This window comes from Pseudarthrobacter sp. L19 (assembly GCF_050859435.1).
Taxonomy (GTDB): domain Bacteria; phylum Actinomycetota; class Actinomycetes; order Actinomycetales; family Micrococcaceae; genus Arthrobacter.
This window is the reverse complement of sequence record NZ_CP193935.1, coordinates 3,313,583-3,328,797: the sequence shown is the minus strand read 5'-3', so window position 1 is coordinate 3,328,797 and position 15,215 is coordinate 3,313,583. Positions and strand designations below refer to the sequence as shown.

The 15,215-nt window shown below is 70.3% G+C and carries 10 protein-coding genes; 7 read left to right on the top strand and 3 right to left on the bottom strand.

All coding sequences use genetic code 11. From position 1 onward, the window contains the following. Positions 1–32: 32 nt before the first annotated feature. The 3 genes from ACRQ5B_RS15925 (at position 33) to ACRQ5B_RS15915 (ending at position 4,399) form a co-directional block, all read left to right on the top strand. Positions 33–1,376 (top strand): MFS transporter, encoded by a 1,344-nt coding sequence (locus ACRQ5B_RS15925; RefSeq protein ID WP_432395553.1) that lies wholly within the window; start codon positions 33–35, stop codon positions 1,374–1,376. A gap of 87 nt (positions 1,377–1,463) precedes the next feature. After that, positions 1,464–2,822 (top strand): DUF4192 family protein, encoded by a 1,359-nt coding sequence (locus ACRQ5B_RS15920; RefSeq protein WP_432395550.1) that lies wholly within the window; start codon positions 1,464–1,466, stop codon positions 2,820–2,822. A 245-nt stretch (positions 2,823–3,067) separates the two neighbouring features. Further along, the gene (locus tag ACRQ5B_RS15915; RefSeq protein ID WP_432395547.1) at positions 3,068–4,399 is read left to right on the top strand and encodes an RNA polymerase sigma factor; all 1,332 of its coding nucleotides are present in this window, start codon (positions 3,068–3,070) and stop codon (positions 4,397–4,399) included. A gap of 254 nt (positions 4,400–4,653) precedes the next feature. On the opposite strand, the gene ACRQ5B_RS15910 is transcribed toward ACRQ5B_RS15915, so the two are convergent. After that, the gene (locus ACRQ5B_RS15910; protein ID WP_377972972.1) at positions 4,654–4,875 is read right to left on the bottom strand and encodes a DUF7455 domain-containing protein; all 222 of its coding nucleotides are present in this window, start codon (positions 4,873–4,875) and stop codon (positions 4,654–4,656) included. A 217-nt stretch (positions 4,876–5,092) separates the two neighbouring features. Here ACRQ5B_RS15910 and ACRQ5B_RS15905 point away from each other — a divergent pair, with 217 nt between their 5' ends. Continuing rightward, positions 5,093–7,201, top strand: a complete 2,109-nt coding sequence (locus ACRQ5B_RS15905; RefSeq protein ID WP_432395544.1) for a DNA gyrase/topoisomerase IV subunit B — start codon at positions 5,093–5,095, stop codon at positions 7,199–7,201. 32 nt (positions 7,202–7,233) lie between these two features. Here the strand turns inward: ACRQ5B_RS15905 and ACRQ5B_RS15900 are convergent, their stop codons facing one another. Both ACRQ5B_RS15900 and ACRQ5B_RS15895 read right to left on the bottom strand, forming a co-directional pair. Then, a complete protein-coding gene (locus ACRQ5B_RS15900) occupies positions 7,234–8,232 on the bottom strand; it encodes a M56 family metallopeptidase (RefSeq protein ID WP_432395541.1) in 999 nt (332 codons plus the stop codon). 5 nt (positions 8,233–8,237) lie between these two features. Beyond that, complete coding sequence (locus ACRQ5B_RS15895; RefSeq protein WP_412882729.1) at positions 8,238–8,624, bottom strand: BlaI/MecI/CopY family transcriptional regulator; 387 nt, start codon at positions 8,622–8,624, stop codon at positions 8,238–8,240. 276 nt (positions 8,625–8,900) lie between these two features. Between ACRQ5B_RS15895 and ACRQ5B_RS15890 the strand changes: the two genes are divergently transcribed. Genes ACRQ5B_RS15890 through cydD form a run of 3 tightly spaced genes read left to right on the top strand, consistent with a single transcriptional unit; the run spans position 8,901 to position 15,202 of the window. Then, complete coding sequence (locus tag ACRQ5B_RS15890) at positions 8,901–10,499, top strand: cytochrome ubiquinol oxidase subunit I (RefSeq protein WP_432395537.1); 1,599 nt, start codon at positions 8,901–8,903, stop codon at positions 10,497–10,499. A 50-nt stretch (positions 10,500–10,549) separates the two neighbouring features. After that, a complete protein-coding gene (gene cydB / locus ACRQ5B_RS15885; RefSeq protein ID WP_432395534.1) occupies positions 10,550–11,599 on the top strand; it encodes a cytochrome d ubiquinol oxidase subunit II in 1,050 nt (349 codons plus the stop codon). A 6-nt stretch (positions 11,600–11,605) separates the two neighbouring features. Continuing rightward, positions 11,606–15,202 carry a thiol reductant ABC exporter subunit CydD gene (gene cydD, locus ACRQ5B_RS15880; RefSeq protein ID WP_432395531.1) on the top strand — a complete coding sequence of 1,199 codons (3,597 nt, stop codon included), beginning with the start codon at positions 11,606–11,608 and terminating at the stop codon, positions 15,200–15,202. The last annotated feature ends 13 nt before the right edge of the window (positions 15,203–15,215 follow it).

Here is a 15,215-nt window from a genome sequence, read left to right as displayed (position 1 = left end):
ATCTTTATCCGTCGCGGGGGCATAATGGGGGAGTGACGTACCCCCGTGCCTGGCTCATCTGGATCATCGGGGTTTTCGCCTACCTCGTCGCTGTGAGCCAGCGCACCTCCTTCGGGGTTGTTGGCCTCGAAGCCACCGCCCGCTTCCACGCCAGCGCGGCCGAGATCTCCTTCTTCACCGTCCTGCAACTGCTGGTCTATGCGGCGTTGCAGATTCCCGTGGGCATCCTGGTGGACCGTTTCGGCTCCCGGGCCATGCTCGCCGGCGGCGCCCTGCTGATGGGCCTGGGCCAGCTCCAGCTCGCCTTCGCCGACAGTATCCCCGGCGGCGTGCTGGGGCGCGTCCTGGTGGGTGCGGGCGATGCGATGACGTTCGTCTCGGTGATCCGGCTCATCCCGCTCTGGTTCGCCGCCTCACGGGTTCCGCTGCTGACCCAGCTCACCGGCATGTCCGGCCAGCTCGGCCAGCTCTTTTCCGTCGTGCCCTTCGCCCTGATCCTGCATTCCGCCGGCTGGACGCCCGCGTTCCTGACCCTCGCGGGCATGTCGGGGCTCGCCCTGGTCCTGACCGTGGTGCTGCTCCAGGACCTGCCGCCCGGGCACCCGGCGCCGGCCCCGGCCCAGGGGTTGCGCGCCACGGGGGTATCGCTCGGCGACGCCTGGCGGCAGCCGGGGACCCGGCTGGGCCTCTGGAGCCACTTCACCGTGCAGTTCAGCGGCACCGTCTTCGCGATGACGTGGGGCTACCCCTTCCTGATTTCCGCGCAGGGGCTGAACGCCGCGACGGTGTCCGCGCTGATGGCCCTCTATGTCGCGGCCGCGATCGTGGCCGGTCCGTTGATGGGGAGCTTCGTCGCCCGGCACCCGCTGCGCCGTTCCACCATGGTGCTGCTGATCTCGGGGGCCACCGCCGCCGCGTGGGCCGCGGTCCTGCTGCAGCCCGGCCGTTCGCCGCTGTGGCTGCTGTCCGTCCTGGTGGTGGTGCTGGCCATCGGCGGCCCGGGCTCCATGATCGGCTTCGACTTCGCCCGCACCTTCAACCCGGCCCACAGGATCGGAACGGCCACCGGCATCGTGAACGTGGGCGGCTTCATCGCCGCGCTGCTGGCCATCTTCCTGATCGGCCTGGCCCTCGACTTCCAGCACGGGGCCGGGCTCTCGCCCGGCGGCCTCTACAGCCTGGACGCCTTCCGGGTGGCCCTCTGCGTGCATTTCGTCCTGCTGGGCGGCGGCGCGACGGCCATCCTCATCATCCGCCGCAAGGTCCGTCGGCAGATGGCCGCGCAGGGCGTGGTGGTCCCGCCGCTGCGGGACGCGATCGCCCGGCAGCGGCGCGTCGTGGCGGAACGACGGCGCGACGGCGGCACCGTCCGCTAGCTCCGCGGGCGCTGATCCCTTGCTGCTTATCCACATAGCGGCTCTGACCGGCTGACCGCGTGCGGTGCCCAGGGCGAAGCTGACGGCATGACAGCTCCCGATCACCTGACAATTTCCGGTCCCGCCGACGTCCTCGGCTTCATCCCGCACTCACTGGGCTATTGGCCGGCCAGCAGCGTGGTGGCTATGACCATGCAGGGAAAGCGCCTCGGCGCCACCCTCAGGGTAGACCTCCCCGGCCCCGGCCGATTCGACCGGGCACACCTGCGGGCCTTCGCACGGTCCGTCGCGGGCTACCTTGTGGCGGACCGCGACGCCGACGGCTCTCTCGTGGCCCTCTTCACCGCACCGCCACCCGGGGACGACGGCTCCGAACCGGACACCGTCACTCACCCGGCCCCGTCGCAGCAGTCCCTGGACCGGCTGCTCCGGGAACTGGAGACCGCGCTGGCCTCCGCAGGGCTTCCGGTCCGGGACGCCTGGATCGTGGGGGAGCGGTACTGGAGGAACGCCCACTGCTCGGACCCGGGCTGCTGCGCACCACCGGGCCGGCCCATCGCGGAGATCCGGGACAGCGTCCTCAGCGCCGAGATGGTGTTCCGCGGCAGCCGGGTAGGTGCGGCACCGGGAACCGCCGCTTCTGCCGGGGCGCCTGGATTGTCCGGGCCGGCGGGAAAGGGAGGTTACGGGAACCACGGGCGGCCGGGCCGTGACCCGGCCGGGGTGCTCGCGGCTGAGCGGCGGTTCCTCGACGGGTTCGGCACGCGCTGGCGGGACCGGCGGCAGTTCGAGGCGGTCCTCGACGTCTGGGAACACGTCCTTGACGGACCGGCGGCAACACCTGATCGAGGTCCCGTGCCGAGCACGGCTGCGGACCAGGCCGCCGGGATGGCAAATGACCTGGCCGGCTACCTTCGGGCCACCCTGTGCGTGGCGGCCTGGCGGGATGCGGTGCTGGTCCTGGCCGCGGCCGGACGTCGGGCGGCCGTGGCCGGAGCGGAGGACTTCGGGCTGCTGGACGACGGTCCGGGCGCCGACCCCGTGCTGCCGGAAGGGATGACCCGGCCCGGAAACGCCGCGGCGGGGAGTCCCGGAACGGTCGCGCGGACCCTCCCGCCCCCGCCGGGGTACGGGGAGGTCCTCCTCGGATTGGAGCCCGTCACGCCGGACTGGCGGCGGCTCGCCGGGCTGGACCATTTGCTGGAACTTCTCTCCACCTTCGGCGCCGGGGAGCCCCGGGCCGCGGCCCTCACCGCGCGTGGCTGGATCGAGTGGTGCCGGGGCCGGGGCTCCTACGCCGCGGCGCTGTACGGCGCGGCCGCGGCCGAGTACCCGGGGTACCGGCTCGCGGAGCTCCTGGGAGAGCTGGCCCGGCGCGGAACCCTCTGCGGCTGGGCGGCCAGGAAGGAGTCCGCCTGGCAGAAATTTGATCCGGACGCGGCCTAGCCCTGACGCCGGCAGGGCCCCTGATTCGGAAAAGCATGAGACAATGGAGGCCGAGACCCGGTTGGGTCCGTGTATCTGGTGTGTGTAGCGAACCTTGGAAACAGGGAACATTACGGTCGCTCCGGCAGTTCTACCTAGTGGCTCTGCTGGTCCTGATTTCACCTGATGGAAAACACGGACTTGACAGGGTCATAGTGGTGTTGCCCGTATGGCGATTCCACAGACCACCGCTAGAAAGGTTTTCTGTGACCCCGTCTTCCCAGAAGAAGGACCCCGCCGACCAGGCCGTCTTGTCCCCCGAGGAGAAGAAGGCGGCGGCGAACGCCAAGCGCGCCGCCACCCGTGCAGCGAACAAGGCTGCCAAGGATGCGGCCGCCGCCGCGGGTGACGACTCCGCCGCCGACGCCAAGCCTGCTCCCAAGAAGCGCGGCCCCAAGCCGGGCGCAAAGGCCGCCGCCGAGGCCGCCAACAAGTCCCAGGATGAGGACGTTGACGAAGTTGAGGTCGATGAGGACCTCGACGACGTCGCGCCCGACGCCACCGAACTGACCGAAGAGGGCGAGGAGGCGGCCGGCAAGACCGCCGCCGCTCCCACCGGGTCCGGCTTCGTCTACTCCGACGCAGACGACGACGACGCCCCGGTCCAGCAGGTCATGTCCGCCGGCGCCACCGCCGACCCCGTCAAGGACTACCTCAAACAGATCGGTAAGGTCGCCCTGCTGAACGCCGAGCAGGAAGTGGATCTCGCCCTCCGCATCGAGGCCGGCCTGTTCGCCGAGGAGAAGCTCGCAGCGGACGACGGATCCATGGATCCGAAGCTCAAGCGCGAACTCGAATACATCATCCACGACGGCAAGCGCGCCAAGAACCACCTGCTGGAGGCCAACCTCCGCCTCGTGGTCTCCCTGGCCAAGCGCTACACCGGCCGCGGCATGCTGTTCCTGGACCTGATCCAGGAAGGCAACCTGGGCCTCATCCGCGCGGTCGAGAAGTTTGACTACACCAAGGGCTTCAAGTTCTCCACCTACGCCACCTGGTGGATCCGCCAGGCCATAACCCGCGCCATGGCGGACCAGGCCCGCACCATCCGTATCCCGGTACACATGGTCGAGGTCATCAACAAGCTAGCCCGCGTACAGCGCCAGATGCTGCAGGACCTGGGCCGCGAACCCACGCCGGAAGAGCTGGCCCTCGAGCTGGACATGACGCCTGAAAAGGTCGTTGAGGTCCAGAAGTACGGCCGCGAACCCATCTCGCTGCACACCCCGCTGGGTGAGGACGGCGACTCCGAGTTCGGCGACCTGATCGAGGACTCCGAGGCCGTCGTTCCCGCCGACGCGGTGAGCTTCACCTTGCTGCAGGAACAGCTGCACTCGGTGCTGGACACCCTTTCCGAGCGCGAGGCCGGCGTCGTCGCCATGCGCTTCGGCCTGACCGACGGCCAGCCGAAGACTTTAGACGAAATCGGCAAGGTCTACGGCGTGACCCGCGAACGCATCCGCCAGATCGAATCCAAGACCATGTCCAAGCTGCGCCACCCGTCGCGGTCGCAGGTCCTCCGGGACTACCTGGACTAAGTCCCCGGCATCACCGCCGGCACTGCCGGCACACCACAGCGGGGCCGTGTCCTGTCTTGCCCATCAGGGCCGGGCGGGACGCGGCCCCGCTGTCGTATGCTCCGCTGTCGTATGGACCCGGGCGCCCCGGCCTCCAGGGCGCCGCTGGCCCCCAGCAGGGGTGCCGGTCCATCAGCGCTCCCGGGCTACAAGCGCCTCCGGGTTAAACGACGAAGGGCCCCTCCGCAATGGAGGGGCCCTTCGGAGTGGAGGTCTTAGTCGACCGGAACCGGTTCCTTTTCGTTGAGGCGGCCCGACTCGTCGTGCCAGTCGGAGCTGAGCGGGCGAAGGTTCGGTTCAACGGCGCGTGCGTGGTGGGCGCAGAAGAGAAGCTCACCGCCGGAGGCTCCGAGGACAACGCGGACATATGCCTGAGCTCCGCAACGGTCACACCGGTCAGCGGTAGTGAGTGTGCGGTCCGCAACTGCTGTGGTCATGTTCGGCCTCCTTAGTAGATCGATACGTCTATATAACCAGCATTCGCTCCCAATCCATGGCACGGATGGGCCACTTTCGCTGTGCGCGTATCACGTCCCCGTAACGGCGTGCGCCGGGCCACATTCCGGCGGGGAGTGGCAACCGGAAGAGCGGCCCGCGGCGGACTACCCTAGGAAGAGCGTATTTTTCGCGTTTCACCGAAGGAGTTCCCCACCCGTGGCACCAAGTTCTGATTACACCGCCCGGCACCTTTCCGTGCTGGAGGGCCTGGAGGCCGTCCGCAAACGCCCCGGCATGTACATCGGATCCACGGACTCGCGCGGCCTGATGCACTGCCTCTGGGAGATCATCGACAACTCCGTCGACGAGGCCCTGGCCGGCTTCGGCCACGACATCAAGATCATCCTGCACGCGGACAACTCGGTGGAGATCCACGACGACGGCCGCGGCATCCCGATCGACGTCGAACCCAAGACCGGCCTCACCGGCGTCGAGGTCGTCTTCACCAAGCTGCACGCCGGCGGCAAGTTCGGCGGCGGTTCGTACACCGCCTCCGGCGGCCTGCACGGTGTCGGCGCCTCCGTGGTCAACGCCCTCTCCTCCCGCCTGGACGTCGAAGTGGACCGCGGCGGCAAGACCTACAAGATGTCCTTCCGCCGCGGCGAACCGGGCCGCTTCAAGGACCCCGGCACCCGCCCCGACCCGGCCGCCGTCTTCGAGCCCTTCGTCGACGGCTCCGTGCTCGACGTCGTCGGCAAGGCCAAGCGCGGCGTCACAGGCACCCGCATCCGCTACTGGGCGGACCGTCAGATCTTCACCCCGGACGCGAAGTTCTCCTACGAGGACCTCACCGCCCGCGCCCGGCAGACCTCCTTCCTGGTGCCCGGCCTCAAACTCACCGTGCGCGACGAGCGGAAGGTTCCGGGCACGCCCGGGGAAGCCGGCCCGCACGAGGAGGTCTTCCACCACGACGGCGGCATCTCCGAATTCGTCGAATTCCTCGCGGCCGACCCTGCCGTCACCGACGTCTGGCGGCTGCACGGCGCCGGCAAGTTCAAGGAAACCGTCCCCGTCCTGGACGAGCGCGGCCACAGCCAGCTCGCCGAGGTCGAACGCGACTGCGAGGTGGACGTGGCCCTGCGCTGGGGCATCGGCTACGACAGCACGGTCCGCAGCTTCGTCAACATCATTTCCACCCCCAAGGGCGGCACCCACCAGTCCGGCTTCGAGCAGGCCCTGGTGAAGACCTTCCGCAAGGCCGTCGAGGCCAACGCCCGCAAGCTCAAGGCCGGCAACGACAAGCTGGAGAAGGACGACATCTTCGCCGGGCTCACCGCCGTGCTCACGGTCCGCCTGGCCGAGCCGCAGTTCGAAGGCCAGACCAAGGAAATCCTCGGCACCTCCGCGGTCCGGGCGATCGTCGCGAAGGTGGTGGAGCGGGAAATCAACGCCAAGCTCACCTCCGCAAACCGCAACGACAAGGCCCAGTCGGCGCTGCTGCTGGAAAAGGTCGTCAGCGAGATGAAGTCCCGCATCTCGGCCCGCGTCCACAAGGAAACCCAGCGGCGGAAGAACGCCTTGGAAACCTCCTCGATGCCGACCAAGCTCGCGGACTGCCGCACGGACGACGTCGAACGTTCCGAACTGTTCATCGTCGAGGGCGACTCCGCGCTCGGCACGGCGAAGCTGGCCCGTTCCTCGGACTTCCAGGCGCTGCTGCCGATCCGCGGCAAGATCCTCAACGTCCAGAAGGCCTCGGTGGGGGACATGCTCTCCAACGCCGAATGCGCCGCGCTGATCCAGGTGGTGGGTGCAGGCTCCGGCCGCAGCTTCGACATCTCGGCCGCGCGGTACGGCAAGGTCATTCTGATGACCGACGCCGACGTCGACGGCGCGCACATCCGCACGCTGCTGCTGACGCTGTTCTTCCGCTACATGCGGCCCATGATCGACGAGGGCCGCGTCTTCGCCGCCGTGCCGCCGCTGCACCGGGTGGAGGTCATCAGCGCCGGTCAGAAGGCCAACGAGATGATCTACACCTACTCGGAGGCCGAGCTGCACCAGTTGCTGGGCCGCCTCGCGAAGGAAGGCAAGCGTTACAAGGAACCCATCCAGCGCTACAAGGGCCTGGGCGAGATGGATGCCGAGCAGCTCGCTGAGACCACGATGGACCCGCGGCACCGGACGCTGCGGAAGGTCCGGGTGGAGAACGCCCGACAGGCCGAGGAGATCTTTGACCTGCTGATGGGCTCCGACGTCGCCCCGCGCAAGGACTTCATCATCGCCGGCGCCGCCAGCCTGGACCGGGAACGCATCGACGCCTAAGGCGCAAGGGTGGAAGCGCCGCCGTCACCCGCTCAGCCGAGCAGGCCGGGCACAATTAGGAGCGCCGTCGGCGCCGCGAGGAGCAGGATGCAGGCGGCCAGCACCGCGTAGCGCAGCCCCTGCGGGAGCGGTGGCTGGGGCGAGAGCAGCCGGCTGACCCGGGTCGCCGTCGTCACCATGGCCCCCGCGCCGCCGGTGGCCCCGGGCTGGGTGCTGTCCGCCACTGAACTGCCGAACGCCATCCTCGCCGCCGGGGCCGCGCCGGGTCCGGTGCCCGTGGCTGAGCCGCTGGCCACGATGGCGATCGCCTTGATCAGCGTTGCCTTGCTCTCGGTCTTGAGTGCGACGTCGTCGGCCAGCATCTCGATCAGGGAGTTGACCGCCTCCTGGGCCAGCCGGGTGGTGGGCAGCCAGGGCAGGGCCTGGCGCCAGGCCGCGAAGGCCCAGAGGAGCAGGTGGTGCCGCTGGCTGAGGTGGGCGTTCTCGTGGCTCAGGACGGCCCGGAGCTCGTCGGGTTCCAGTGCCGCCATCAGCCCGTCGGAGAGGACGGTCACGGAGCGGGCCCCGCCCGGCAGGCAGTAGGCCACCGGGGAGTCGTGGCTGATCACCATGGTGCGGGCTGCCTCCGCCGAGGGGGAGGCCAGCAGGGCCAGGAGCTCACGGTGCCGCCGCCGCTGCCGTTGGATCTTGTAGTAGGTCAGCAGCAGCGTGAAGACCAGGTGCGCGCTCAGCAGCGCGGCCGCGGACAGCGCGAAGATGTGCCAGAAGCCCAGCTCGGTGGTGGGTTCGTTACGGAAGACCATGCCGGCGAGGCCACGAAGGCCGGCAATCAGGTTGTCGCCGATGGGTTCCAGCCCGTAGACCAGCATCGCGCCGATCATGGACAGGCCACCGGCGAGGGCGATCGCCTGCCAGAGCAGCATCGCCGTCGAGGGGGAGCGGGCCGGCCACTGGGCGCGCGAAAGGAGGATAGGCACCGGCCAGGCCAGCGCTATCGCCAGGACCGCCAGAAAATATGAGGTCCAGAACACCGCTGTTAGCTGTGGTCCAGCAGTTTGCGCAGGGTCTCGGCCTCGGTGGGGGAGACGGAGCCGATGAAGCGGGCCAGCACGGCCTCACGGTCCGGGGCGGAGCCGAGGACCTCGTGCATCAGTTCGGCGGTGTGGTCCGCGCGGCTGGACACGGCCTGGTAGCGGTGCGGGCGGGTGCCGCGTTCGCGCTCCACCAGGCCCTTGCGCTCCAGCCGGGAGAGCACGGTCAGGACCGTGGTGACGGCCAGGTCCTTGCCCTCGTGGCCCTCGGTACCGCCGGGGGCGCGGGTGCTTGTGGCCAGCAGGTCGCGCAGGGTGTTGGCCGTCGCGGCCTCCTGTCCTGCCCAGAGCAGGTCCATGACTGCCCGTTCCAGTTCCCCAAGACTTGCCATTGCCTGTGTCCTTCTAAGATGCCTCCCGGCCGGCGGCTGCCGCGGGAGGACGTTAATTACTACAGCTTTCAATTTACCGTTTTTTCGGCCGACTTTCTACATGCAGTAGAACAGTGCCCCGGCGTGTCACCGCGGGCCCTGGTGGCGATCCGTTGCGGCCCGGGGTGAGCCGTGCCACGCTGGGTGCGTACGGTCCGGCCAATGTTCTACACTCTGTAGAAGTAGCAATTCTACGAACTGTAGAAAACTCTCGGGAACCTAACCAAAGGGACTGCCATGGACGCCTTGGAAATTGCACGCTGGCAATTCGGGATCACCACCGTCTATCACTTCATGATGGTGCCGCTGACGATCGGCCTGGGCCTGGTGGTGGCGGTGATCCAGACCCTCTGGTACCGCACCGGCAAGCCCGAATACCTCCGCATGACCAAGTTCTGGGGCAAGCTGTTCCTGATCAACTTCATCATGGGCGTCGCCACCGGCATCGTGCAGGAATTCCAGTTCGGCATGGCCTGGAGCGAATACAGCCGCTTCGTCGGGGACGTCTTCGGCGCCCCGCTGGCCCTCGAGGCGCTGCTGGCGTTCTTCGTCGAGTCAACCTTCCTGGGCCTCTGGATCTTCGGCTGGAAGCAGCTCAAGCGCGGCGTGCACCTGGCCTGCCTCTGGATCGCCGTCATCGGCTCCGCGCTCTCGGCCTACTTCATCATCGTCGCCAACAGCTGGATGCAGCACCCGGTAGGCGTCGAAATGATCAACGGCCGCCCCGTCATGACCGACGCCTGGGCCGTGTTCACCAACAACACCGCCCTCGTGGCCGTGCCCCACACGCTCTTCGGCGCCCTCGCCGTCGCCGGCGCGTTCCTGCTCGGCATCGCCTGGTACCACCTGTGGCGCCGCCGGTATGACGGCATCGATACGGTCGGTGCCGACGGCCGGGTCATCCCCGGCGAGTCCTCCGTGCCGGGCCGGGACCGTGCCGACCACGCCGTCTGGATCCGCTCGCTGCGGATCGGCGCCGTCGTCGCCATGATCTCCTTCGCCGGCACCGCAGTCACCGGCGACCTGCAGGGCAAGCTGATGTTCGTCCAGCAGCCCATGAAGATGGCCGCCGCGGAGGCCGCCTGCCACGACGGGACCGGTTTCTCCATCCTGAGCATCGGCAACGTCGGCTCCAAGAACTGCGACGACGTCGTCGCCGTCATCGAGGTGCCGGGCCTGCTCTCCTTCCTGGCCAAGGGCGATTTCAGCACCGAGGTCAAGGGCGTCAACAGCCTGCTGGAACAGTACAAGGCCGACTACGGCACCCACCTGCCGGACAGCCCCATCTACGGCGACCGCGCCGGCAAGGAAATCCAGTACGTCCCCGTCATGGAGGTCACCTACTGGGGCTTCCGGATGATGATCGGCTTCGGCGGCCTCGCCGCTGCCGCTGCCGCCGCCGCGCTCTGGGCCACCCGCAAGGGCACCGTCCCGGCCTCCTGCGGCCTGATGCGCCTGGCCGTCTTCGGCATCCTCGCCCCCTTCGGTGCCAACGCCGCCGGCTGGATCTTCACCGAGATGGGCCGCCAGCCCTTCGTCGTCGCCCCCAACCCGGATGCCAGCGGCATCGACCAGGTCTTCATGTTCACCGCCGCCGCCGTCTCCCCTGGGGTGTCCGCCGGGGAACTGATCACCTCGCTGGTGGTCCTGACCGCCGTCTACGCCCTCCTGCTGGTGGTGGAGGTAAAGCTGCTGGTCAAATACGTCCGCGGTGGCGTGGTCTCCGCCATGCCGGAGCTCGCGCACGTCCCGGCGGATGAGAACGAGGACAAGACGCCTCCGGGCGGCACCCCCGGAACGCCGGGCGCCGACGACGTCCTGGCCTTCGCCTACTGAGCGCCCCGCCCACCACGTACCCGACCCGATACTGACAGAGGACACCCAGCATGGAACTGCTCCCCACGATCTGGTTCATCGCCATTGCGGTGCTGTGGACCGGCTACCTCTTCCTCGAAGGCTTCGACCTGGGCGTCGGCATGCTGATGAAGCTCTTCGCCCGGAACAACACCGAGCGCCGCGTCCTCCTGAACACCATCGGCCCGGTATGGGACGGCAACGAGGTTTGGCTGCTGACCGCGGGCGGGGCCACCTTCGCGGCCTTCCCGCTCTGGTACGCCTCGCTCTTCTCCGCCCTCTACCTGCCGCTGCTGCTGGTGCTGGTGGCATTGATCTTCCGGGCCGTGGCCTTCGAGTACCGCGGCAAGGTCGACACCCCGCAGTGGCGCGCCCGCTGGGACTGGGCGATCGCCCTCGGCTCCCTGGTGGCCGCCTTCGGCGTCGGCGCCGCACTGGGCCTGACCACCACCGGCCTGCCGGTGAACGCCAACGGTGACCGCGTGGGCGGCCCCTTCGCCTGGTTCAACGCCTACGCCGTGCTCGGCGGGCTCGCCGTCGTCGGCTTCTCCCTGGTCCACGCGCTGGCGTTCCTGGCGTTGAAGACCGACGGCGAGGTCCGGCACCGGGCGCGGCAGTGGTTCGTCCGACTGCTGCCGGTACTGCTCCTGCCCATCGCCGGCTGGGCGATCGTCATGCAGTTCCAGGGCGGCAAGGCCTGGACCATCGCCGCCGTCGTGGCGGCCGTCGTTGCGGCCGCCGCAGCCTGGAACTTCGCCCGCGGCGGCGCCGAGGGCAAGGCATTCCTATCCCTGGGCGTGTTCCTGGTCCTCGGCACAGCCTCGGTATTCGGCGCCGCGTTCCCGGTGGTGCTGCCCTCCACCCTGGATCCGGCCTTCAACCTGACCATCTCCAACGCCTCCTCCTCGGGCTACACGCTGGGCCTGATGACGATCGTCGCCTGCGTCGGCCTGCCGCTGGTGCTCGCCTACCAGGCGTGGACCTACTGGGTGTTCCGGCGCCGGGTCAGCAGCGCCCACATCCCGGAGGCGCACAGCTTCCTGCCCGCCATCGCCTCCCGGGCCCTGGCGTCCAAGGACTAGGCGCCGATGAGACCGCAGTTCCCCTCCGGCCCCGCCACCCGTTCCGCGCTCTACCTGCTGGGGCTCCTTGCCGCCCTGAAGGCACTGTCCCTGGTGCTGATGGGCCAGGCGGTCGCCGCCATGCTGACGGGACTGGCCGGCCACCAGGAGGCGTGGGCCGAACAGCTGGGCTGGGGTCTGGCGGGCGTGGTGCTACGGGCACTCACCACATGGGGCCAGGCCGTCGCCGCGCGCCGTGCCGTGCTGGGGGTCAAGGAGGAACTGCGCTCGCAGCTGCTGGAGCGGGCCCTGCAGACGGGGACCCGGTCCGCCGGGCCGTCCGACGGCGGACTGGCGGTGCTCGCCACGCGGGGACTGGACGCGCTGGATAACTACTACACGCAGTTCCTGCCGGCGCTGGTCAACTGCGCGGCCATCCCGCTGCTGCTGGGCGCCCGGATCCTCTTCGCCGACTGGGTCAGCGCGGTGGTGATCGTCCTGACCGTGCCCCTGGTGCCGCTGTTCATGATCCTGATCGGCCGGTACACGGAGGAGCGGGTCCGGGAGGCACAGTCCACGCTGGCCCGGCTCTCCGGCCACATGCTGGAACTGGCCAAGGGCCTGCCCGTGCTGGTGGGCCTGGGCCGGGCCAGCGCCCAGCGCAAGGCCCTGGAGGACATCTCCGAGGAATACCGGACCCGGACCATGGGCACCTTGCGCACCGCGTTCCTTTCCGCCCTGGCGCTGGAACTCATCGCCACCCTGTCCGTGGCCGTGGTGGCGGTGTTCATCGGCGTTCGCCTGGTCCACGGGGAGATGGGCCTCGAGGCCGGCCTGCTGGCCCTGATCCTCGCCCCCGACTGCTACCTCCCGCTGCGCGAACTCGGCACCGCGCACCACGCCAGCGACGAGAGCCGTGCCGCGCTCGCCGACACCACCGAAGTGCTGGACGCTCCCCGGCCGGAGCCGCTGCTGCCGGCGGCCAGTACTCCGGCTCGCGCTGCCGCTGTGCCTCCCGACGTCGCCGTCAGCGGGCTGCGGGTCCGTTACCCGGGCCGGGAGGGCGACGCCGTTGGGCCGCTGGACTTCACCGCGCCCGCGGGACGCATCACGGCCCTCGATGGCCCCAGCGGCGCCGGTAAGAGCACCATCCTTGGCGTGCTGGCGGGCACCATCGGCGCCGACGCCGGCACGGTGCTGGAAGGCCGAGTGTCCGGATATGCGGCCGCCGACGTGGCGTGGGTGCCGCAGCACCCGGTCATGGTGGCCCATACGGCCCTCGACGAGGTGCTGCTGTACCTGGGCGGCGCGGACACGACTCCGGACGACGGGTCCCGCGAGGCCGAGTCTGAGGCTGGGGCGCGGCGCTGCCTGGCCGCCTGCGCGGCGGAACACCTGGCCGCGAAACACCCCGCCGAGCTGAGTCCCGGCGAGTTGCGCCGGGTGGCCGTGGCCCGCGGCCTGGCGCGGATCGCCGCCGGAGCCACAGTCCTGCTGCTGGACGAACCGACGGCGCACCTGGACCGGACCTCGGCCGACGCCGTCAGCGCCGCCCTCACCGGGTTGCGCGGCCGGGCCACCGTGCTGCTGGTGGCCCACGACCGGCAGACCCGCGAACTGGCGGATACCGTGGTGCGGATCGGCGCGCCAGCGGCCGACGGCGTTACGGCCGGCCGCGCGTCCTACGGAGCGGCCAACGGCGGTGCTGTAACGGCAGCGGCATCGGACGACCTCGCACTGGCCGGCCCCGCCGCCGCGGCCGTAGCCAGCCCAGCCGCTGTCGACCACCTCGCCGCGCGAGCCGACCTGCCTGCCACGGGCCGCCCGGAATCCTCCGACAGCCCCAACCCGGACGCCGCCGATCAAACGGAAAACCCCTGGGCCTCCGAAGAGACCCCCGGCGCCGTCGCCCGGCTGGGGAGGCTGCTGGCGCCCGTGGCCGGACGGTTCACCGCCGCCGGCGTCGTGGGGGTGCTGGCCGCCCTGTTCGCCGTCGCCCTCGCCGGACTCTCCGGCTGGCTCATCATCCGCGCCAGCGAGCAGCCGCCTATCCTCTACCTGCTGACCGCGATCGTGGGGGTGCGCTTCTTCGGCGTGGGCCGGGCCGCGCTGCGCTACGCCGAACGGCTGCTGCTCCACGACGCCGTCTTCACCGCCCTGACCCGGCTCCGGGGCGAGCTCTGGGAGTCGCTCAGCCGCCGTGCCCTGTCCCTGCGCCGCCTGCTGCAGGGTGGCAACGTCCTGGGCGCCGTCGTCGACGACGTCGATACCGTCCGGGACCTGCTGCCGCGCGTGGTCCTGCCGCCGCTGACCGCCATCGCCGTCGCGGCGGCCGCCCTCACCGGGGTAGGGCTCTTGCTTCCGGAGGCACTCCCGGCGGTGGCCGCCGCCGCCATCGCCGGCCTGGTGGCCGCACCGGCGCTGGCCCTCTATGCCGACCGCAGGTCCGCCAGCGCCGAGCAGCGCCTGCGCTCGGGCGTGCTGCGCCGGGTGGCCGCCGCCCTGGACGCGCGCGCCGAACTCCACGCCAACGGCGTCGGCGGTCCCGTGCTGGCCGCCATCCGGCGCGACGACCGCGCCGCCACGGACGCGGTCCGGCGCTCCGCCGTGGCCGAGGGGCTGGGACACGCCCTGACGGTCCTGGCCTGCGGATCCGCCGCGTTGGGCTGTGCCCTGCTGGCCGCCCCGCAGGCCCTCGCCGGGTCTGCCCAGCCGGCCGTGGTGGCGGTGGTGGTGCTGCTCCAACTGGCGCTGATCGAACCCTATGCGGCAATGACGACGGCGGTCCGGCAGTACCCCGCGCTCCGCACCGTGCTGCGGCGGATCGGGGAGTCGGGCGTCCTGGACGCGGACCGGGGCGCGTCCGGCGCCGGTGGTCCCGACGGCGGCCTGATTGCGCTGGCGCCGCGGCAGGACGGCCGTCCCGGCCTGTCGGCGGTGGACCTGGCCGCGGCCTGGCCGGGCGGCCCGGCGGTGTTCGAGGGCCTGACCGCGACGGCGGAGCCCGGCCGCTGGCTTGCCGTCACGGGCGGATCCGGCTCCGGGAAGTCCACGCTGCTGGCCGTCCTGCTCGGGTTCCTCCCGGCCGCCGACGGCGAACTGAGGCTGACCGGCCGTGCCGCCTGGTGCCCGCAGGAGGCCCACCTGTTCGACTCGACCATCCGCGGCAACCTGATGCTGGGTTTGCCCCCGGAAACCCGCTCCGGCGACGGCGCGGCCGAGGGTGCGCCCGACGGTGCGTCTGACAGCGCGGAGGTTGAGCGCCGCCTGATGGGCGCGGTGGCCGCCGTAGGCCTGACACCGCTGCTGGCCCGCCTGGACCGCGGACTGGACACCCCCGTCGGCCCGGGCGGTGCCTTCCTCAGCGGCGGCGAACGCCAGCGCCTGGCCGTGGCCCGCACCCTGCTGACCGGGGCGGACATCATCCTGCTCGACGAGCCCACCGCCCACCTGGACGCGGAGTCCGGCCGCGCCCTGCTGGCCGAACTGCGCCGCGGGCTGGCAGACCGGACGGTTGTCCTGGTTACCCACAATCCGGACGACGTCGATCCCGCCGACGCGCGGCTGGACCTGGACGACAACGCCGCGGTGCGCGAACCGGCCGGTGTGAGCGGCCGGGCATGACGCCAGTCGCCCG

Excerpts from the sequence above, each read along its gene's own strand:
- ACRQ5B_RS15920 (WP_432395550.1), top strand. The coding sequence starts at position 1,464 with ATGACAGCTCCCGATCACCTGACAATTTCCGGTCCCGCCGACGTCCTC.
- ACRQ5B_RS15910 (WP_377972972.1), bottom strand. The coding sequence starts at position 4,875 with ATGACCACAGCAGTTGCGGACCGCACACTCACTACCGCTGACCGGTGT.
- ACRQ5B_RS15895 (WP_412882729.1), bottom strand. The coding sequence starts at position 8,624 with ATGGCAAGTCTTGGGGAACTGGAACGGGCAGTCATGGACCTGCTCTGG.
- ACRQ5B_RS15890 (WP_432395537.1), top strand. The coding sequence starts at position 8,901 with ATGGACGCCTTGGAAATTGCACGCTGGCAATTCGGGATCACCACCGTC.
- cydB (WP_432395534.1), top strand. The coding sequence starts at position 10,550 with ATGGAACTGCTCCCCACGATCTGGTTCATCGCCATTGCGGTGCTGTGG.
- cydD (WP_432395531.1), top strand. The coding sequence starts at position 11,606 with ATGAGACCGCAGTTCCCCTCCGGCCCCGCCACCCGTTCCGCGCTCTAC.